We start from the raw sequence: 19,271 nt of genomic DNA, 5'->3' as shown, positions 1-19,271 counted from the left end.
AGCGCTACTCATTCCGCAGCCTCCTTGTCATAGGCCAAGTGGCCGCGATGGCCGGCGGAGCACCGTTCCTCGCAATGGTCGGTGTCCGAGCAGACGAACATCCGCCCGCCCCTGTCGTCGAGCACCACCTCGTCGAGATAGACATTTTCGGCGCCGCATAGCGCACAGGGCTTGTCGAAGGTCTGGATCTCGAAGGGATGGTCCTCGAAATCGAGGCTGACGACCTCGGTATGGGGCGGCACGGCATAGATGCGCTTCTCGCGGCCCGCGCCGAAAAGCTGGAGCGCCTCCGACATGTGCATCTTCGGATTGTCGAATTTCGGCGTCGGCGACGGGTCCATCACGTAGCGGCCCTCCACCTTCACCGGATAGGCATAGGTCGTCGCGATATGGCCGTTGCGGGCGATGTCCTCGTAGAGCTTGACATGCATCAGGCCGTATTCCTCCAGCGCGTGCATCTTGCGCGTCTCGGTCTCGCGCGGCTCGAGGAAGCGCAGCGGTTCGGGGATCGGCACCTGGTAGACCAGCGTCTGCCCGGCCGTCAGCCTCTCCTCGGGAATGCGGTGGCGCGTCTGGATGATCGTCGCCTCCCGCGTCTTCGTCGTCACCGCCACATTGGCGACCTTCTGGAAGAAGGCGCGGATGGAGACGGCGTTGGTGGTGTCGTCCGCCCCCTGGTCGATGACCTTCAGCACATCCTTCGGCCCGAGGATCGCCGCCGTCACCTGCACGCCGCCGGTACCCCAGCCATAGGGCATCGGCATTTCGCGCGAGGCGAAGGGCACCTGGTAGCCGGGAATGGCGATCGCCTTCAGGATCGCCCGGCGGATCATGCGTTTCGTCTGTTCGTCGAGATAGGCGAAATTGTAGGTCGCCAGCTCTGCGGTGCTCATTCTGCGGCCTCCGGAAGATCGTTGTTCTGCGCGGCCTCGTATTCGCGCCGCATGCGGCGCACGAGATCGAGTTCGGCCTGGAAATCCACGTAATGCGGCAGCTTCAGGTGCTCGACGAAGCCGGTCGCCTGCACGTTGTCGGAATGGGAGATGACGAATTCCTCGTCCTGTGCCGGGGCGACGATATCCTCGCCGAATTCCTCCGCGCGCAGCGCCCTGTCGACCAGCGACATGGCCATGGCCTTGCGCTCGCTCTGGCCGAAGACGAGGCCGTAGCCGCGGGTGAACTGCGGCGGGTTCTTCGCCGAACCCTTGAACTGGGCGATCATCTGGCACTCCGTCACCTGGATGCGGCCGAGCGAGACGGCAAAGCCGAGTTCCGGCATGCCCAGTTCCACCTCGACCTCGCCGATGCGCACCTCGCCGACGAAGGGATGGGTGCGGGCATAACCGCGCTGCGTGGAATAGCCGAGCGCCAGCAGAAAGCCCTCGTCGCCGCGGGCGAGCGCCTGCAGGCGCAGGTCCCGCGCCATCGGGAATTCCAGCGGCTCGCGCGTCAGGTCGCCGGCGACATGGCCGTCCGGCAGGCTGCCGTCATCCTCGACGAGGCCTTCACCGGCCAGGATGTCGGAGACGCGCATGACCGGCTCGCCGGCCTCCTCGCGCTCCAGCGGCGCCTCCACCGCTTCGTCCGTCAAAAGCGAGGGATCGAGCAGGCGGTGCGTATAGTCGAAGGTCGGCCCGAGGAGCTGGCCGCCCGGCAAATCCTTGTAGGTGGCCGAGACGCGGCGCTCGACGATCATATCGCCGGTCTCCACGGGTTTCGAATAGCCGAAGCGCGGCAGCGTGGTGCGATAGGCGCGCAGGATGAAGATCGCCTCGATCATGTCGCCACGGGCCTGGCGGACGGCGAGCGCCGCGAGCGCCCGGTCATAGAGCGATGCTTCCGCCATCACGCGGTCGACGGCGAGGCCGAGCTGGGCGACGATCTGCTCGATGCCGATGGCCGGCAGCGAGCGGTCACCGCGACGGCGGTCGGCGAGAAGGCGGTGGGCGTTGGAGATGGCGGCTTCGCCACCCTTGACGGCAACGTACATGGTCTCACGCCTCCTTCACGCGAAGCACGGTGGTGCGCGGCAGGCAGAGGATTTCTTCGCCCGCAACAAGGATCAGATCGACGCCGCGCGGAAAATTCTGCCGGTTCTCCGACCAGAAATGCGGGAACATGTCGGAAAGACCCACTGGCGCGATCTCCGCCTCGGTGCGGATGCCCGGCCCCTTCAGCACGAGCGGCCGTCCGCCCTCGAAGGAAGCGATCTCGACCACGAGCGTCGTCGAACGATCCGGATATTCCTGCGTGCCCTGGGCGAAGAGGCTGGGATTGGGCAGCATGGCGTCCTTTTCCACGAAGGCGAAGCGTGCGTTCTGCCGCTCTTCGGTCACCGGCGCGCCGGCATTGAAGGCGAGCCAGCCCGGCAGCGCCGAACGGGAAAGCGCCGGGGTGAGCCAGACGGCGGTATCGTGGTCGCAGAGCGTCAGCGCGATGGCGCCGGCCGTCGCATTCAGCGGCGCGGGCGGCACGACGGTCGCATCGATGCGGCCGATCGTGCCCGGCCGGGCCATGCAGTCCATCAGCGTGCGGAAGGCGGCCTGCGCCTCGAACACCGGCTCCTTGAAACCGCCGGCAAAGGCGAGCGTATCCAATGTCATCAGTCCTCTCCGCGAACCATGGTGAAGAAATCGACGCGCGTGGCGGCCGTCTGGCGTGCCTTTTCCGCATCCTCGCCGGCGATGCGCGCGGCGACGGCGTCAAGCAGCGCCGCCACCTCGGCCCTGCGGGCCGGCTGCTGGAAGAGCGCATCGAAGATCGCCGCGAGCCGCGCTTTCGTGCCATCCGTGCCGAGCGCCTGGCCGTGGCCGACCGTGCCGTCGTCGAGGCGGACGCTTGCGCGGGTCACCGTCGCTTCGCCGAGATTGAACGGCGCGCCACCGCCGCCGATGCGTCCGCGCACCATGACGAGCCCCGTTTCCGGGCCGCGCACGGGCTGGGCGGCCGGCTTGTCGTCGAGCGCGTCGAACGCCGCCTGCAATTCGGCCCGGCTCGCCTTCGCGAGCAGGCTCATCGCCGTCTGCCGTTCACCCGCCTCGGCGGTCTCGGCGGATTTCTGAATGGATGCCATTGCCTCATCTCCAAATGTCTATTAATCTAGACAACCGAACATCTTGAGTTTCGTCTTAATCGGCGGGAATGACAAGGGTGTGACAGTGTGATGTGACAAGGGGTTTCGCGGGGGCGGAAATGGTGGAACGGCAATCGGGCGTGGCGCTCTGGCGGCAGATCGCGGATCTCATGCGCCTGGCGATCAACAATGGCGACTTCGACGAGACCGGCATGATGCCGCCGGAAATGGCGCTGGCCGCCCGCTTCGGCGTGAACCGGCACACGGTGCGCAGCGCCATGGCGGCGCTTGCGGAAGAGGGCATCGTCCGGCCGATCCAGGGCATCGGCACGCGCATCGAACGGCGCGACCGGCTGCGCTTCCCGATTTCCCGCCGCACCCGCTTCTCGCAGGGCCTCGGCAACCAGACGCGCAATCTGGAAGGCCGGCTGCTCGCGGCCGCAACGGAGGCCGCGCCCGCCGCCGTCGCCGCGGCGCTCGGCCTTGCGCCCGGCGCCCCCTGCGTGCGGCTTGAAACGGTGAACAGCGCCGACAGGCGCCCGGTCTCCTGCGGGACGCACTATTTCCCGGCCGATCGCTTTACCGGGATCGACGCGGCCTACAACAGGACGCGCTCCATCACCGCCTCCTTCCAGGAGCTCGGCGTGTCCGACTATGTGCGCCGATCGACCGAGATATCCGCCGTCCATGCCGAAGGCGACGACATCCGCCACCTGAAGCTCTCGCCCGGCGCGATCATCCTCGTGGCGACGGCGGTCAACACCGACCTCGACGGCGTTCCGATCCAGTTCTCGCGCACGCGCTTTGCCGCCGACCGGGTCAAGCTGACGGTGGAGCCGGAACCGGACGCGGCTGCTTCCGGCAGCAAAGGATGAAACGGCGGTAAAGCAGCGTGCGCAGCCTGTTGCGCAGGTCCGCCGTGCGGCGCTGGGCCTTTGCGATGGGCGCATGCGAGCCGATCGTCATGTCGCGGAATCCTGCCGCCGCCAGCAGCGGCAGCACGCGCTCGACGGTCAACCCCTCGCCGAAGGGCAGCCGCTCCATGATGTCGGCATGGCGCGCGCTCATCGCCCCGTCATAGTGGGGATCGGCGCCGACGACCCTGTCGATGACGGCGATGGCCCGGCTCGCCAGCCGGCCGAGCCGGGTCGGCGCGGCCCAGTCGCCGTCGAAGAACAGAAGCGTGCCGCCGGGCTTCAGCATGCGGTGCCATTCCGCAAAGGCCTCGGCCGGCGTCGTCAGCGTCCAGACGAGATGGCGGCAGACGATCGCATCGTAGCTCTCGTCCGGCTCCATCGGATTTTCCGCATCGGCGAGCAGGAAGCGAAGCCCCCTCGCCCCGGCATGTTTTTTCCGCGCCACCGCCAGCATCGCCTCGGAGAAATCGAGCGCCGTCACCTCATGGCCGAGGGAGAGAAGGAGACGCGTCACCTCCCCCGTGCCGCAAGCAAGCTCCAGCACGCGGCGCGGTTCAGGACCGAGGTTTTCGCGGATCGCCGCCGCCCAGGCGTCGAATTCCGGCCCGTCGGGAATACGATGGCCGAAGGCAAGGTCGAATGTTTCGGAGCGCCGCGACCAGTAGTCGCGAATGTCCTCCTTGAGGTGGCTGTTGGCGCGGGGGCCGTGCATCACCGCCCCTCGCCGGCATCGATGCGGGCAAAGATGTCATCGAAGCGCGGCCGAGCGCGGGCCGGCACCTCGACCTTGCGGATCGCCTCCGTCAGCTCCGCTTCACCGACCTTGACCAGCATGACCATGCCCATGCCGAAATGCGGCGAGCATTTGATGCCGTAGTAACCCGGCTGGTCGAAGGTCACCTCGATCTCCTCGTTGATCTTGCCCTTGAAGCCCGCATAGCCCTCGGGAACCATGCCCTCGATACTCGCGGCATTGTGGCTCTTGTGAGTGGCGATGAACTTGACGCTGTCGCCCGGCTTGATCGCCAGGAAATCCGGCTCGAAGACCATGGAGCCCCGTTCGCCGCGATTGCGCATCTCGACGCGAAACGTTTCGGCGGCGGCGGGAGCGGCATGGAGGAAAGCGGCGAAGGCCGCAGCGAGGAGGAAACGGGTTTTCATCATGCCTCTGCAACGAGCTTGAGTTTGGCGGGCCGCGGTTCCGGCCGGCGATAGCGGATGAAGCAGCCGCCGGCGCTGTCGCGTTCGACATCGACGGTGACGCCGAAGACGTCGGCGAGGCGCTGCGGTTCCAGCACCTTGGCGGGCGTGCCGAGCGCGACGATGCGGCCGCCCTGCATGACGGCGATGCGATCGCAGAACATGGCGGCGTGGTTGAGATCGTGCAGCGCGGCGACGACGGTCAAATCCTGCTCGCGCACCAGCTGGAGCAGGCTGATCTGATGGCCGATGTCGAGGTGGTTTGTCGGCTCGTCGAGAAGGAGGATCGGCGCCTGCTGGGCGAGCGCGCGGGCGATATGCAGCCGCTGGCGCTCGCCGCCGGAGAGCGTGTGCCAGAGCCGGCGGGAAAAGTGCGCCATGTCGACCTCCTCCAGCGCCCGGTCGACGATGGCGTCGTCCGCCCGCGACCAGGGCGTCAGCGCGCCGAGATGGGGCGTGCGGCCGAGTTTGACGGCCTGGCGCGCGGTGATGCGCTCGGTGGTCTCGGCCTGCTGCTCGACGAAGGCGATGCGGCGGGCGATCGCCTGCCGGCCATGGGCGGAAAGCGGTTTGCCGTCGAGCGTCACCGCGCCGGCCTGCGGCCTGCGGATACCGGCCATCAGCGCCATCAGGCTGGTCTTGCCGGAGCCGTTCGGGCCGATGATGCCCAGGAACTCGCCAGGGTGCACGTCGAGCGAGACATCCGACAGGATGGTCGTGCCGCCGGCCGACCAGGAAAGGCCTTTTGCCGAGAGCGTCACAGGGCCGATCTCCTCTGGCTGAGGATGAGCGCGAAGGCCGGTGCGCCGAACAGGGCGGTGATGACGCCGATGGGCAGCACCTGGCCGGGGATGATGATGCGCGACAGCACGTCCGCGGCGATCATGAAGATGGCGCCGATCAGCGCCGAGGCGGGCAGCAGCAGCCCGTGCCGGACGCCGACGAGCATGCGCGCGACATGGGGAATGACGAGGCCGACGAAGCCAATCGAGCCGACCATGCTGACCATGCTGGCGGTCATGACGGCGGAAACGGCGATCAGCACGACATAGACGCGGCGCACCGGAATGCCGAGCGAGGCCGCCGATTCCGTGCCGAACGTGAAGGCATCGAGCGCGCGGGCATGCCAGAGGCAGACGAGAAGGCCGAAAAGCGCGACCGGCACGGCCAGCCCGACATCCGGCCAGCGCACGCCGGAAAGGTTGCCGAGCAGCCAGAACATGATGGCGCGCGCCTGCTCGGCATTGGCCGCCTTGGTGACGATGAAGGAGGTGAGCGCGTTGAAGAGCTGCGACCCGGCGACGCCCGCCAGGATGATCGCGCCCGTGCCGCGGCCGGCGCGCACGGCGAGCGCGCTGACGAAGCCGAAGGCGATGAGCGCGCCGATGAAGGCCCCGATCGGCAGCGTCAGGAGACCGGCGCCGAAGCCGAGGATCGCGATGCTCACCGCCCCTGTCGAGGCGCCGGCGGAAATGCCGAGGATGTAGGGATCGGCCAGCGCATTGCGCAGCAGCGATTGCAGGATGACGCCGGAAAGCGCCAAGGCCGAGCCGCAGCAGGCGGCGACGATCGCGCGGCTCAGCCGGTAGTTCCAGACGATGCCCTCGTCGATCGGCTCAAGCGCATAGCCCGCCTGCCACAGGCGGTTCGCCAGGGTCTTCGCCACGATATCGAGCGGAATGGCCGTCTCGCCCACCGCCGCGCCCACCCCGAGCGCGGCGGCGAGCAGCACGAGCGCCGCGAAGGCGGCACCCGCACGAAGCAGGATGGGGCGATCGGCCGTCACTTTGCGAGGCCAGCCTTCTCGACGGCGTCGGCGAGCACCTCGATGCCTTCGATCGTGCGGATCGTCGGGTTCATCGCCTGGGCGTCCATGTCGACGACATGGCCGTTCTTGACGGCCGGCATGAGGCTGGCGACCGGATCCGACTTCAGGAACTGGTGCTTGACGGCGACATCGTCGGCCGGGAAGCGGCGGCGCTCCATCTTGCCGGCGACGATGATCGTCGGATCGGCCTTGGCGATGGTTTCCCAGCCGACCGTCGGCCATTCCTCGTCGCTCTCGATGACATTCCGGATGCCGAGCGCCGACAGGATGTAGCCCGGCGCGCCGTTGCGGCCGGCGACATAGGGGTCGATGTCGAGTTCGGCGCTGGAGAACCAGAAGACGGCGGAGAGCTTGCCGTCCGCCGAGGCGATCTTCTGGCGCGCCGCCGCCTCGCGGGCCTTGAGGTCGGCGATGACCTTCTCACCTTGTTCCTGAACATCGAAAATCTGCGCCAGCTCGCTGATTTCCTTGTAGATCAGGTCCATGGTGAAGACGGTCTTGCGCACGCCGTCGCCGCCGCCGGAATTGTCCTTGCCGACGCAATCGGCGGGCGAGGTATAGACCGGGATGTTCAGCTCCTCGAACTGTTCCGGCGTCGCGACGATGCCCTCCGGGCCGACATGCCACTGGAACTGCGCCGTCACGAGGTCCGGTTTCTTGGCAACGACGCTCTCGAAGCTCGGGTCGTTGTCGGCAAGGCGCTCGACCTTGGCGTTGACATCCTCGTAACCGGCCAGAACCGGACCGATCCAGACGGCCGTGCCGACCATGCGCTCGCCGACGCCGAGCAGGTAGAGGATTTCCGTCGTGCTTTGGCCGAGCGAGACGGCGCGCTCCGGCGCCTTTTCGAACGTCACGCTGCGGCCGCAGTTTTCCAGCGTCAGCGGATATTGCGTCGCGGCCGCCCGCACGGCGCCCGAGGACAGGACGAGCACGGCGGCGCCGGCCAGCGCGGAAATGAAGGTTGCGGCGCGTGCGGCCGCAGGCAGAGTGGTCATGGGTGTCTCCCGGATGAGTGAAAGCGTGCGGGCTCAGCCGACGCGCCGACAAAGGCGGGTCGATTGCGGTCGGGAGAAAACGAATGGGATTCCGCCGTCGCCGGCAGCCAGGGTCGTCATAGGGTCTCCTGTTCCGGGCATCCCCGCCCGTGACTTGGAAATTGGCTCGACGACGGCAGGTCTCCTGGCTCACGGATATCTGCTGCCTGTCTGCCTTCCCGCGGGGAAACCGCAGTGGCATGACGCGAAGACGCGTCCTAAGGACAGGCGGCAATCCGCCTACAGTTGCGGGGGCAGCCACGGAATGGGTCCCTGTTGGGCCGTCCGCACCGTGTTCCCTATTAATCCCCTGGGAGTCATCCTTCGGGGAACCGTCTCCCCATCCTTAGTCCGCCGTGCTCGGCAGCGTCAAGGCGCTCAGCTCTCGAAATCCCCGAAGACATCCTGGAGGCGGGTGAGCGTGTCGACGCGCTCGCTCACCTCGTCGCCCTTCAGGACGATGATGTTGCTGAGCATGAGGTCCATGACGGCGGTCATGGTGGCCGCGCCGTCCCAGAGCGGCCCGTGCGAACCGGGCACGATGAGGCAGATGTCGGAGACCTCCGGCCCCCAGGGGCAGAACTCGTCGGTAAGCAGAACGACCTTCACGCCGGCCCGCCGCGCCTCCAGCGCGAGCGGCCGCGCCTTGGCGGCAAAGCGGCGCACGTCATGCAGGAAGAGCAGCCGTCCCTCGACGGAGCCGTCAAGCAGTTCCGCATAGGTGCCGTTGAGGCCGTCGACGAACTGCACGCGCGGGCGCGTATAGGAAAGCTGGCTGGCGAAATACTGGGCGATGCCGCGCACGTTCTGATAGGCGGCGACATAGACTTCCGTTGCGCCGATCAGCGCGTCGATCGTCTGCTGCCATTCCGGCGCGCTGGTGATGGCGTAGATCTGGCCGAGATTGTCGATCTGCTGCTGGATGAGGCCGGCAAGAAGCTTTCCCTCCTTGCGGTCCTGCTCCAGCGAGGCGACCGGCCCCTTGACCTCCCAGGCCGGGTTGGAGCCGCCGCGGCGCAGTTCGCTCTTCAGTTCGTCGAGCCCGTCGAAGCCCATGCGGCGGAGATAGCGCCCGATGGTCATCGGCGAGACCTGGAGGCGCTGGGCGATGGAGCGCGCCGTCTCGAAGGGCAATTCGGCGATGTTGCGCTCGATATAGTGGGCGATCAGCCTGTCGGATTTGGAGCGCCGGAGGTCGTCGGACTGAACGAGCTTCAGAATGCGTTTCGACACGTCGCCCCCTTCTCCAAACTCCCGCCCGCCGAAAGACGGGCGGGGATCGCGCGCGTTCACTGCGCCGTCTTGATGCGCGTCCAGACGCGGTCGAGCTGGCGCAGCGCCGGGCCCAGGTCCTCGAAGATCTGGAGACGCGCCATCGTCTCGGCCGGCGGGTTGATTTCCTTGCTATTTTTGATCTTTTCCGGGGTCAATTCCCGCGCCGGCACGTTGGCCGTGCCATTGGTCTGCTGCGCGACGTTGAGCGCGGCGATTTCCGGGCGGGTGTAGAACTGCAGGAACTTGATGGCGTTCTCCTTGTTGGGAGCCGTCTTCAAGACGCAGACGTCCTCCTGGTACATGGTCGCGCCCTCCTCGGGGATCACATAGCCGAGGTCCTTCTCGTCGCCGAAGACGTCGACCATCGCGCCGACGAAGAAGTGGCCGGCCGCGACGTCGCCGGATTGCACCATCGGCCGCGTGTCATAGGTGAAGGCCGCGACATGGGGTTTCATGGCGATGATCGTCTCGGCGGCCTGCTGCAATTCCGCCGGATCGGTGGAGTTGATCTTGTGGCCGTTCAGCATGAGGCCGACCGCCAGCACCTCGCGCATGTCGTCGAGCAGGGTGAATTTCAGCCCCTTGGCCTTCACCGTCTCGATCAGGTCCTTCCAGCCCGTGACGTCCTTGCCGAGGATCGTGCGGTTATAGAAGATGCCGACCGAGCCCCAGGCATAGGGCAGGCAATATTCGCCCTTCGGGTCGCTTTTCGCGCGCAGGAAGGCGGGATCGATGTTCTTGAAGCCCTCGAACGTGTTGATGTCGGTCTTTTCCAGAAGCTCGAGCTTGGCCATGATGTCGTGCATGTGCACGGAGGGGAAGACGATATCGTAGCCCGTCGCGCCGCCCTGAATCTTCGCCAGCATTTCCTCGTTGGAGGAATAGGTCGAGAGGTTGACCTTGATCTGGGTCTCCTCCTCGAACTTCTTCAGAACCTCCGGATTGATGTATTCGCCCCAGTTGTAGATGTTGAGTTCGGCGGCGCTTGCCATGCCCGCCGTCGCCACGAGGGCGGCGAGCGAGAGGGCGGTGCGGCGCGTCCATGCCCCAAGGCCGGATGCGCCGGCGCGATAAGACTTCGTCATCGAATGATCTCCTCTGATGGTTTGGCCCGTCGTGGCCCCGGTGCTTTCCTTTGCACCGGATGTTCCCGTCCCGGCTTCTTTCGGCCGTTGACTTGGATGGCTAAATGGTATCCAACTATCGAAATCGCACAAGCGTTATTTTAATAACATTTTGGGGAACGACGATGCGAGATTCGATAGTCCGCCTGGAAAAGGCGGCGAAAGCCTTCGGCACGCCCGAAGGACAGACGGTGACGGCGCTCGACGCGATCGACCTTACCGTGCGCCGCAATGAATTCCTGACGCTGCTGGGCCCGTCCGGCTGCGGCAAGACCACCCTCCTCCAGGCGATCAGCGGCTTCGTGGAGCTCGATTCCGGCCGCATCCTGATCGACGGCGAGGACATGACGGACCGCCCGCCCTATCGCCGCCCGGTCAATACGGTGTTCCAGAACTACGCCCTCTTTCCCCATATGACCGTGGGCGAAAACACCGGCTATGCGCTGGAAGTGGCGGGGATCGCGCGGCCGGAGCGGGCCAAGCGCGTCGCCGAAGCGTTGCGCATGGTCGGCCTCGACGGCATGGAGGGCCGCAAGCCGCGCCAGCTTTCCGGCGGCCAGCAGCAGCGCGTGGCGCTCGCCCGGGCCATCATCGCCCGCCCGAAGCTGCTTTTGCTCGACGAACCGCTCTCCGCCCTCGACAAGAACCTGCGCCAGGCCATGCAGATCGAGCTGAAGACGCTCCAGCACGAGCTCGGCATCTCCTTCATCTTCGTCACGCACGACCAGCAGGAGGCGCTGACCATGTCGGACCGCGTCGCCGTCCTTTCGGGCGGCCGCATCCAGCAGCTCGATACGCCCCGCGCCATCTACGACCAGCCGAAGAACAGTTTCGTCGCCACCTTCGTCGGCGCGAGCAATCTCTTCGAGGGCCGGGCGGAGGGCGCGCGGCTCGTGACCGGCGACGGCCTGTCCATCGCCCATGCGAAACCCGGCGCAAGCGGCGCGGCGACCGCCCTCATCCGCCCCGAACAATTCTTCCTCGCGCAGCAGGGGGAAACCGCCCCGAGCCTCGACGTCGACCTCGAACAGATCGTCTTCGTCGGCTCGACCTTCGAGCTTTTCGGCCGCACGGCGACCGGCCGGCGCGTCATCGCGGAAATCCCGGCGGCGCGCCGCAGCCTCGTCGGCGAGATCGAGCAATCGCGCCGCGCCCGCCTTGCCTACGATCCCGCGGCGGTCCATCTCATCCCGGCGGAGGCCGCCTGACATGTCGTCGATCGCCTTTCGCCGCCGCGCCCAGCTCGGCCTGCTGCTCGGACCGGTCTCGCTGTTCCTCGCCGTCTTCTTCCTAGGCCCTCTCGCCATCATGATCGTGACGAGTTTTCTCGCCCCCGGCCTCTATGGCGGCGTGGAATGGACCTGGTATCCGCACAATTACGGCCGCATCCTCGGCTTTGCCGATCCGATGTTCGAGGATTTCGATCCGGTCTATATCGCCATCTTCCTGCGTTCGCTGAAGATCGCCGCGCTGACGGTGGTCGCCACCCTCCTCGTCTGCTACCCGGCCGCCTTCTGCATCAGCCGGCTTTCCGAGCGCTGGAAGAATTTCTGCCTGTTCCTCATCACCCTACCCTTCTTCACCAGCCTCATCGTGCGGCTGTTCATCTGGGTGCTGATCCTGCGCCAGACCGGCCTCGTCAATTCGGTCCTGCTGAACACCGGCGTCGTCGCCCGGCCGCTGGAGCTGATCTATACGGACGGGGCGATCGTGCTCGGCATGGTCTATGTCTTCATCCCCTTCATGTTCATGCCGGTCTATGCCAGCGTCGAAAAGCTCGACTGGACGCTGGTGCGCGCCTCGCTCGATCTCGGCGCGGGGCCGATCCGCACCTTCCTGCGCATCATCCTGCCGCTGACGGCACCCGGCATCGCCGGCGGGGCGGTGATCGTCTTCATCCCGGCGCTTGGCAATTTCGTCGTGCCGGCCATTCTGGGTGGGGCGAAGGTGATGATGCTCGGCAATCTCATCGAGCAGCAGTTCCTCGCCGCGCGCAACTGGCCCTTCGGCTCGGCGCTCGCGATGATGGTGATGAGCGTGATGCTCGTCCTGCTCTTCGTCTATGTCATCGTGTCCGGCCGCCGCGGCATCGATGCCGCGACCGGGCGTTGAGGAGGTTTTTCGATGAAGATCTTCGCCTCCCTCGCCCGCGGCAGCCTGATCGCCTACACCGCCCTCTTCTTCGCCTTCATCTATATTCCGCTGGCGCTGATCGCGGTCTATTCGTTCAATTCCAACCCGATCAACATGATGACCTGGACCGGTTTCACCACCGAATGGTACGCCCAGGTCCTCGGCTTCAAGACGACGGTCTCGGAAAACGCGCTCTATATCGAATCCACCGACCAACTGGTTCAGGCCGTCTGGAACAGCCTGATGATCGCCGCCTCCACCACGACCATCGCCACCGTGCTCGGCACGGCGATCGCCATCGCCCTCTACCGCTTCGATTTCTTCGGGCGGCGCTTCTACCGCACCGTCATGTTCATGCCGATGCTGATGCCGGATATCGTGCTCGGCATCGCGCTCCTGATCTTCTTCGTCAATGCCGGCGTCAATCTCGGCATGAAGACGATCATCATCGGCCAGTGCACCTTCCTGATCTCCTACGTCTTCATCGTCGTCTCCGCCCGGCTCGCCGGCATGGACCGCACGCTGGAGCACGCCTCGGCCGATCTCGGCGCGAACGAATGGACGACCTTCCGCAAGGTGGTGTTTCCGCAGCTCCTGCCCGGCATCGTCGGCGGCGCGCTGCTCGCCTTCATCATCTCGATGGACGACCTCGTCATCACCTATTTCATCGCCGGCGTCGATGTCACGACCCTGCCGATGTTCATCTTCGCCATGCTCCGGCGCGGCATCAAGCCGGAGATCAACGCCATCGCCGTGATGATGCTGACCTTCTCCTTCGTCGTCGCCTCGCTCGGCCTCTATCTCCGCTCCCGGCAGAAATGACCATGACCCATACCGCAAAACCCCGCGCCCGCGCCCTCGGCCTGCCCTTCACCGGCCGCACCGGCCCGTTCAACGCCATCACCGATGTCGAGGGCGTCGCCGTCGGCTTCCGCACCATTGTCGAGGAAGCCCCGCGCCCCGGCCGCAAGCTCCCGGTGCGCACCGGCGTCACCGCCATCCTGCCCCATAGCGAGAGCGCAACGCCCGTCCCCGTCTATGCCGGCGTGCACCGCTTCAACGGCAACGGCGAGATGACCGGCACGCACTGGATCGAGGACGGCGGCACGTTTCTGGGTCCCGTGATGATCACCAACACCCACGGCGTCGGCATCACCCATCACGCGACGATCCGCTGGATGCTGGAGCGCTACGCCTCGACCTACGAGGTCGGCGATTTCCTCTGGCTGATGCCGGTCGTCGCCGAGACCTATGACGGCGTGCTGAGCGACATCAACGGCATGCCGGTGACGGAAGCGGATGCCCGGGCAGCTCTGGAAAACCTTTCCTCCGGTCCCGTCGCGGAGGGCAATTGCGGGGGCGGCACGGGCATGATCGCCTATGGCTTCAAGGGCGGCACCGGCACTGCGTCCCGCCTCGTCACGGTCGGAGACAAGGACTATACGATCGGCACGCTGGTGCAGGCCAACCATGGGCAGCGCGACTGGCTGACGGTCTGCGGCGTGCCGGTCGGAAAACATCTCCAGGACAACACGCCGCAAAGCCAGCTCAGGGAACGCGGCTCGATCATCGTCGTCATCGCCACGGACCTGCCGATGGCCCCGCATCAGCTGAAGCGCCTCGCCCGCCGCGCCGCCATCGGGATCGGCCGCAACGGCACGCCCGGCGGCAACAATTCCGGCGATATCTTCCTCGCCTTCTCCACCGCCAATCCGCAGCCGATGGCGCACAGCGCACCGGCGCTGCTCGCCCTCGACATGGTCAATGACGAACATCTCGACCCCGTCTATCTGGCGACGGTGGAGAGCGTGGAGGAGGCCGTGGTCAATGCCATGCTGGCGGCAAAGGATAGCGGCGGCACGCCGCATGACCGTCTGCGCGTCGACGCCATCAGGCATGACGAACTGGTCGCGGTGATGAAGCGATATGGCCGACACGCGGATGCGCCGGCCACCTGATCCTCGGCGCGGTCAGTTGCCCGTGCCGTCGGGCGTCACGCGCTGGCTGTCGCCGCCCGTTCCCGAATCCTGATTGGGATCGCGGTCCGTCGGAACGGTCTCGCCGCCTCCGGGAACGCTGTTGTCGATCGTATCCTGGGTCGGGGTCTGCGTGCCGCTGGAAGTGGAGGACGTCTGTTCCGTATCGACCGTTGGATCGGCGCTTTCACCCCAGATCTCCACCGCGCCCCAGACGAGGAAGGCGAGCGCCAGGCTGATGCCGAGAACTTTCAGCATCGGCCGGCCAAGCCCGCCCTGGCGGGTTTCCCGCGCGGCGTAGTCCTTCCGGGCGGGCTCGTGGGTGCGGGTCAGCGGATCGCCGCGTTCGTCTTGCTGGTGGGTCATGGCGGTCACTCCCTGAAGATCGTGTCAGGGAAGGAACTGGCGGTGGCGGCGAAAGTTCCCCGAACCGCCTCAGGCCTCCGCCGGCCCGTCCAGCCCGAGCCCTTCGAGAAGCCGCCGCTGGCGCAGGAGCAGATGGGTCAGCGCAGTGACGTCGCCGGCCGCCGGCTGGTGCGTCATGCCCTCGTCCACCGCCTCGACGATGGCCTCCAGCGTATCGAAGATTTCGCGCGAGACGCCGTGCAGCTCGGAGAACCGCGGATCGGCGACGGCGGCGGCGAGCGTCGCGGCCGTCACGCGGCCGATGCCGTGCGGCACCTTCGCCCCGGCGTCGATATAGCCCTCCGGCAGGTCCCCTTTGAGATTGCGGACGCGACGATAGCGGATGACGTCGAGAATCTGGTCCACGGCCTGGCAGGCGCCGGCGACGCGCGAGGGGTGGTCCGTATCGGCCGCGGCGTGCGGCAGAAGTTCGAGCTTTCCGGGATGCCGGGCAGCGAGTGTCAGATAGGGCAGCATCGGCCCGCTGAGCGTGCCGCTTGACGCATCCTTGAAGAGGTCGGCGTCGATGGCGGCGTGGCGCACCTGGCCGGAGGCGAGCGCCCGGTCGAGCGCGCCGGCATCCACCACCTCGCCCCGGTCGTAGTTGACGACGACGGCGCCGCGGTTCATCGCCGAGAGCACGGCATCGTCGACGATGCCGGCATTGGCGTAGGCGCGCCGCACCGGATCGAGCCGCCCGAGGCCGACATGGACGGTGAGCACGTCCGATCCCGTCGCCGCCTCCGCCGGAGAGGCCGCATAGTCGAACCCTTCCGCCTCGATCCACTGGCGGTGTTTCGCGCGCGCATGGATCGCCACCCGCATGCCGAAGGCGCAGGCGAGCCTGGCCACCTCGCGGCCGATATTGCCGTAGCCGATGACCGCCATGCGTCGTCCCTCCAGCTTGGCGGTCGGATAGGACTTGAGGTCGCGGCCGGTGTCGAAATCACCGCCCGCCACGCGCTCGTGCAGAAGATCGACGGGCAGGTCCGGCGTCACCTTCAAGAGCGCCTTCATCACCATCTGCGCCGTCGCGCGGCTGTTGATGCCGGGCGTGTTCATGAGCGGCGCGATGCCGCCTTCGCCATTGCCGCCGCCCCAGGAGAGCGAGCCCATATTGCCGGTGCCGGCACCGATGCGCACGCCGCCGAGCGGAAAGACCGCCAGCCGCGGAATGAAGGTCGCCGCGGCGATGAGCGCGTCATATTGCCCGCGATCCGTCTGCGCAAGGATATCCGCCTCGGTGCTGAGGTCGGGCCGGTAGAAGAAATGGATGCCCGGCGGCAGCGCCTCGCCCGCGAAGGCCGCGTCATGGAAGACACCGCCGCTTTGCGCGACATGCGCCGCGACCTCGCTGAAATCCGGACGTCCCTCGCCGTCGAACCGCAGGCCGACGAGATCGGCGATCAGGACCCGGTAGGCACGTTCGGGATCGTCCAGCCGCGTCCCTTCCTGCAAAGCCGCGTTCCGATCCTGCATGGCGCCCTCCCCGCTCGTCTTTCTTCATTTCCGTAGAAGAGTTTTCCGGGGCCCGCAAGCGCCTGCACGTGCCCGCCCTGCCGGCGCATGGCAAACGCCTTCGATCAATTTTTTACAAATGACAGACCAATCCCATCCTTTGTCACTTTTCATACTTGACACATGTCGACACTAATGTGTATTTTGTAAATACGCGATGGAGAGAGCATCGCTCCTGAAATGCCGGGAGGAAGACATGCAGCCACTCTTGAAGGTGGAGGGACTGAAGAAGTCCTTCGGCGGTGTCGCCGCACTCCGCGACGGCCGCTTCGAACTTGCGGGCGGCTCCGTGCATGCGCTGTGCGGCGGCAACGGCGCCGGCAAGTCGACCTTCCTCTCCATCCTCATGGGCATTCACAAGCGCGACGGCGGCACGATCCTGCATCGCGGCAAGCCCGTCGAATTCAACAGTCCCGCGGAAGCGCTCCACTCCGGCATCGCCATCATCGAGCAGGAACTGAGCCCGGTTCCGCATATGACGGTGGCCGAAAACATCTATCTCGGCCGCGAACCGTCCACCCGCTTCGGCGGCATCGATTTCAAGACGATGAACCGCAACGCCCAGGCGCTGCTGGACCGCCTGGAATTCAACATCTCCGCCAAAGAATACATGATGAACCTCTCGGTCGCGCAGATGCAGCTGGTCGAGATCGCCAAGGCGCTCAGCCACGAGGCGGATGTCATCTTCATGGACGAGCCGACCTCAGCGATCGGCGAGAAGGAGGCCCAGCACCTGTTTTCGGCGATCGAGCGCCTGAAGGCCGAGGGCAAGGGCATCGTCTACGTCTCGCACCGGCTTTCCGAAATCTTCCAGATCGCCGACAGCTACACGGTCTTTCGCGACGGCGGCTTCGTCGGCGCGGGCAAGCTTGCCGATATCGACCGCCCCGGCCTCATCCGCATGATCGTCGGCCGCGAGCTCGGCGAGGAGTATATCAAGACCAACACGCCGACCGAGACCGCCGGCCTCGAAGTCTCCGGCCTTTCCGCGCCCGACAAGATCGAGGACATTTCCTTCACCGCGCGCAAGGGCGAGATCTTCGGCATCTACGGCCTGATGGGCTCTGGCCGCACGGAAATCTTCAATTGCCTCTTCGGCATGGACCGTCCGTCATCCGGCGAGATCCGCCTTGACGGCCAGGTCGTCAGCATCCGCCAGCCCTCCGACGCCATGGCCGAGGGCATCGCCTTCGTCACCGAGGACCGCAAGGTGACGGGCCTCAACCTGACGGACAGCGTGCGCAACAACATCTGCCTCGCCAGCCTGCCGGAAATGAGCCCGGCCTTCGTGATGCGCAGGAGCGAGGAACAGGCGGCCAGCGCCGACATGATCGCCCGCTTCGCCATCAAGGCCGCGCGCGACACGATGCCGGTCTCCGGCCTTTCCGGCGGTAACCAGCAGAAGGTGGTGCTCGGCAAATGGTTCCTGCGCCAGCCGCGCATCCTGCTGCTCGACGAGCCGACCCGCGGCGTCGACGTCGGCGCCAAGCGCGAGATCTACCGCATCATCTGCGATTTTGCCGCGAGCGGCGGCACGGTCGTGATGATCTCCTCCGAAATCGACGAAATCCTGGGAATGTCCGACCGCATCCTCGTTATGCGGCAGGGACGATCCGCCGGCATTCATGACCGGCAGGAAACGGATGCCCAGTCCCTCGTGCACCTGTCGACCTGACCGGAACGAGACCCGACCGACGCATCCAACCCCGCATGGCAAGAGGTGACATCCGTGTCCAGTATCGAGAACAAGACCGCCAGCAGCTGGCTGAATTCCGATCGCCGCCGGCTGATCGTGCAGGAATACGGCATCTTCCTCGCCTTCCTGCTGCTCGTCGGCATCCTGTCGGTGTCCAACCAGTTCTTCCTGACGCCCGGCAACATTTCCAACGTGCTCCTGCAGACGTCGATCAACGGCGTGCTCGCCATCGGCATGACCTTCGTCATCCTGACGCGCGGCATCGACCTTTCGGTCGGCTCGGTCGTCGCGCTGGCCGGCATGGTGAGCGCCAGCTTCGTGACGAGCTCGGCAACGGCCGGCATCGCCGGCGCGCCCTATCCGATGGTGGTGGCGCTCGCCGTCGGCATCCTCGTCGGCGTCGGCTGCGGCGCGCTGGTCGGCTTCATCGTCTCGCGCTTTTCCGTGCCCGCCTTCGTGGCGACGCTCGGCATGCTCTCGGCCGCCCGCGGCGCCACTCTCATTTATGGCGGCGGCAAGCCGGTGCCGGCGCTCTCCCCGGAATTCCGCTGGATCGGCACGGGCAACATCCTCGGCATTCCGATGCCGGTCATCCTGCTCGCCGTGGTCTTCCTCGTCTCCTGGTGGGTGCTGACCCGCACGCGCTTCGGCCGCTACATCTATGCCGTCGGCGGCAACCCGCATGCGGCCAAGACCTCCGGCCTCAACGTCACGCGCATCCGCTTCATGGTCTATGTGATCTCGGGCGCGCTGTCGGGCCTTGCCGGCATGATCCTCTCGGCCCGCACGGGCTCCGCCCTGCCGCAGGCCGGCATCGCCTACGAACTCGACGCCATCGCGGCGGTCGTCATCGGCGGCACCTCGCTTTCGGGCGGCGTCGGCCGGGTGACGGGAACGCTGATCGGCGCGCTCATCATCGGCGTCATGAACAACGGCCTCGATCTGATGGGTATCCAGTCCTACTACCAGCAGGTCCTCAAGGGTGCCCTCATCGTCGGCGCCGTCATGCTCGACCAGAAGCGAAACCAGGGCGTCTAAAGCAGTTCCAGCAAAAGTTCGCAGCAGTTTTGCGTCCGGAATTGCCATGAA

The 19,271-nt window shown here is 66.2% G+C and carries 19 protein-coding genes, 1 pseudogene and 1 riboswitch; of the genes and pseudogenes, 7 read left to right on the top strand and 13 right to left on the bottom strand.

Annotated features, from left to right (window positions below; genetic code table 11):
• Positions 1 to 8: 8 nt before the first annotated feature.
• From WMC41_RS25330 to phnG, 4 genes are read right to left on the bottom strand one after another with little or no spacing between them, the layout of a single operon-like run.
• Positions 9 to 893: an alpha-D-ribose 1-methylphosphonate 5-phosphate C-P-lyase PhnJ gene (locus WMC41_RS25330; RefSeq protein ID WP_432348713.1), complete on the bottom strand. Its 885-nt coding sequence runs from the start codon at positions 891 to 893 to the stop codon at positions 9 to 11.
• Positions 890 to 1,990 carry a carbon-phosphorus lyase complex subunit PhnI gene (locus tag WMC41_RS25325; RefSeq protein ID WP_432348711.1) on the bottom strand — a complete coding sequence of 367 codons (1,101 nt, stop codon included), beginning with the start codon at positions 1,988 to 1,990 and terminating at the stop codon, positions 890 to 892. The genes WMC41_RS25330 and WMC41_RS25325 overlap by 4 nt, the downstream gene beginning before the upstream one ends.
• Before the next feature lie 4 nt (positions 1,991 to 1,994).
• Complete coding sequence (gene phnH, locus WMC41_RS25320) at positions 1,995 to 2,603, bottom strand: phosphonate C-P lyase system protein PhnH (RefSeq protein ID WP_432348709.1); 609 nt, start codon at positions 2,601 to 2,603, stop codon at positions 1,995 to 1,997.
• The gene (gene phnG, locus WMC41_RS25315) at positions 2,603 to 3,073 is read right to left on the bottom strand and encodes a phosphonate C-P lyase system protein PhnG (RefSeq protein ID WP_432348707.1); all 471 of its coding nucleotides are present in this window, start codon (positions 3,071 to 3,073) and stop codon (positions 2,603 to 2,605) included. Before phnG ends, phnH begins: the two co-directional genes overlap by 1 nt.
• A 119-nt stretch (positions 3,074 to 3,192) precedes the next feature.
• On the opposite strand from phnG, the gene phnF reads away from it, so the two are divergent.
• Positions 3,193 to 3,948 carry a phosphonate metabolism transcriptional regulator PhnF gene (phnF, locus tag WMC41_RS25310; protein WP_432348705.1) on the top strand — a complete coding sequence of 252 codons (756 nt, stop codon included), beginning with the start codon at positions 3,193 to 3,195 and terminating at the stop codon, positions 3,946 to 3,948.
• On the opposite strand, the gene WMC41_RS25305 is transcribed toward phnF, so the two are convergent.
• The 7 genes from WMC41_RS25305 to WMC41_RS25275 form a co-directional block, all read right to left on the bottom strand.
• The gene (locus tag WMC41_RS25305) at positions 3,893 to 4,702 is read right to left on the bottom strand and encodes a class I SAM-dependent methyltransferase (protein ID WP_432348703.1); all 810 of its coding nucleotides are present in this window, start codon (positions 4,700 to 4,702) and stop codon (positions 3,893 to 3,895) included. The two genes, phnF and WMC41_RS25305, sit on opposite strands and share 56 nt — an antisense overlap.
• The gene (locus tag WMC41_RS25300) at positions 4,702 to 5,154 is read right to left on the bottom strand and encodes a pseudoazurin (RefSeq protein WP_398431581.1); all 453 of its coding nucleotides are present in this window, start codon (positions 5,152 to 5,154) and stop codon (positions 4,702 to 4,704) included. The genes WMC41_RS25305 and WMC41_RS25300 overlap by 1 nt, the downstream gene beginning before the upstream one ends.
• Positions 5,151 to 5,951: an ABC transporter ATP-binding protein gene (locus tag WMC41_RS25295; RefSeq protein WP_432348701.1), complete on the bottom strand. Its 801-nt coding sequence runs from the start codon at positions 5,949 to 5,951 to the stop codon at positions 5,151 to 5,153. The genes WMC41_RS25300 and WMC41_RS25295 overlap by 4 nt, the downstream gene beginning before the upstream one ends.
• The gene (locus tag WMC41_RS25290; RefSeq protein ID WP_432348699.1) at positions 5,948 to 6,976 is read right to left on the bottom strand and encodes a FecCD family ABC transporter permease; all 1,029 of its coding nucleotides are present in this window, start codon (positions 6,974 to 6,976) and stop codon (positions 5,948 to 5,950) included. The genes WMC41_RS25295 and WMC41_RS25290 overlap by 4 nt, the downstream gene beginning before the upstream one ends.
• Positions 6,973 to 8,016: an ABC transporter substrate-binding protein gene (locus WMC41_RS25285; RefSeq protein ID WP_432348697.1), complete on the bottom strand. Its 1,044-nt coding sequence runs from the start codon at positions 8,014 to 8,016 to the stop codon at positions 6,973 to 6,975. Before WMC41_RS25285 ends, WMC41_RS25290 begins: the two co-directional genes overlap by 4 nt.
• 157 nt (positions 8,017 to 8,173) lie before the next feature.
• Positions 8,174 to 8,407, bottom strand: a riboswitch (cobalamin riboswitch).
• Positions 8,408 to 8,433: 26 nt separating this feature from the next.
• Positions 8,434 to 9,288, bottom strand: a complete 855-nt coding sequence (locus tag WMC41_RS25280) for a MurR/RpiR family transcriptional regulator (RefSeq protein WP_432348695.1) — start codon at positions 9,286 to 9,288, stop codon at positions 8,434 to 8,436.
• A 56-nt stretch (positions 9,289 to 9,344) separates the two neighbouring features.
• The gene (locus WMC41_RS25275) at positions 9,345 to 10,415 is read right to left on the bottom strand and encodes a polyamine ABC transporter substrate-binding protein (protein ID WP_244766021.1); all 1,071 of its coding nucleotides are present in this window, start codon (positions 10,413 to 10,415) and stop codon (positions 9,345 to 9,347) included.
• A 164-nt stretch (positions 10,416 to 10,579) separates the two neighbouring features.
• On the opposite strand from WMC41_RS25275, the gene WMC41_RS25270 reads away from it, so the two are divergent.
• The 4 genes from WMC41_RS25270 to WMC41_RS25255 are packed head-to-tail and all read left to right on the top strand — an operon-like array spanning position 10,580 to position 14,545.
• Positions 10,580 to 11,662 (top strand): ABC transporter ATP-binding protein, encoded by a 1,083-nt coding sequence (locus WMC41_RS25270; RefSeq protein ID WP_432348692.1) that lies wholly within the window; start codon positions 10,580 to 10,582, stop codon positions 11,660 to 11,662.
• A 1-nt stretch (position 11,663) separates the two neighbouring features.
• The gene (locus tag WMC41_RS25265; protein WP_272808025.1) at positions 11,664 to 12,566 is read left to right on the top strand and encodes an ABC transporter permease; all 903 of its coding nucleotides are present in this window, start codon (positions 11,664 to 11,666) and stop codon (positions 12,564 to 12,566) included.
• A gap of 12 nt (positions 12,567 to 12,578) precedes the next feature.
• Positions 12,579 to 13,409, top strand: coding sequence for an ABC transporter permease (locus WMC41_RS25260; protein WP_432348690.1), 831 nt, complete (start codon positions 12,579 to 12,581; stop codon positions 13,407 to 13,409).
• The gene (locus WMC41_RS25255; protein ID WP_432348688.1) at positions 13,406 to 14,545 is read left to right on the top strand and encodes a P1 family peptidase; all 1,140 of its coding nucleotides are present in this window, start codon (positions 13,406 to 13,408) and stop codon (positions 14,543 to 14,545) included. Before WMC41_RS25260 ends, WMC41_RS25255 begins: the two co-directional genes overlap by 4 nt.
• A 12-nt stretch (positions 14,546 to 14,557) precedes the next feature.
• Here the strand turns inward: WMC41_RS25255 and WMC41_RS25250 are convergent, their stop codons facing one another.
• A complete protein-coding gene (locus tag WMC41_RS25250) occupies positions 14,558 to 14,929 on the bottom strand; it encodes a hypothetical protein (RefSeq protein ID WP_432348687.1) in 372 nt (123 codons plus the stop codon).
• A gap of 69 nt (positions 14,930 to 14,998) precedes the next feature.
• Positions 14,999 to 16,411, bottom strand: a pseudogene (locus WMC41_RS25245) (NAD(P)-dependent oxidoreductase); the annotation flags it as partial.
• 271 nt (positions 16,412 to 16,682) lie between these two features.
• On the opposite strand from WMC41_RS25245, the gene WMC41_RS25240 reads away from it, so the two are divergent.
• Positions 16,683 to 18,161, top strand: coding sequence for a sugar ABC transporter ATP-binding protein (locus WMC41_RS25240; protein WP_432348685.1), 1,479 nt, complete (start codon positions 16,683 to 16,685; stop codon positions 18,159 to 18,161).
• Positions 18,162 to 18,215: 54 nt separating this feature from the next.
• Positions 18,216 to 19,220 carry an ABC transporter permease gene (locus WMC41_RS25235; protein ID WP_244766014.1) on the top strand — a complete coding sequence of 335 codons (1,005 nt, stop codon included), beginning with the start codon at positions 18,216 to 18,218 and terminating at the stop codon, positions 19,218 to 19,220.
• The last annotated feature ends 51 nt before the right edge of the window (positions 19,221 to 19,271 follow it).

The sequence above is a fragment of the Shinella yambaruensis genome, assembly GCF_050859155.1.
Lineage (GTDB): Bacteria > Pseudomonadota > Alphaproteobacteria > Rhizobiales > Rhizobiaceae > Shinella > Shinella yambaruensis.
The sequence above is the reverse complement of the archived record's forward strand: the minus strand, read 5'-3'. Positions and strand labels throughout refer to the sequence as shown.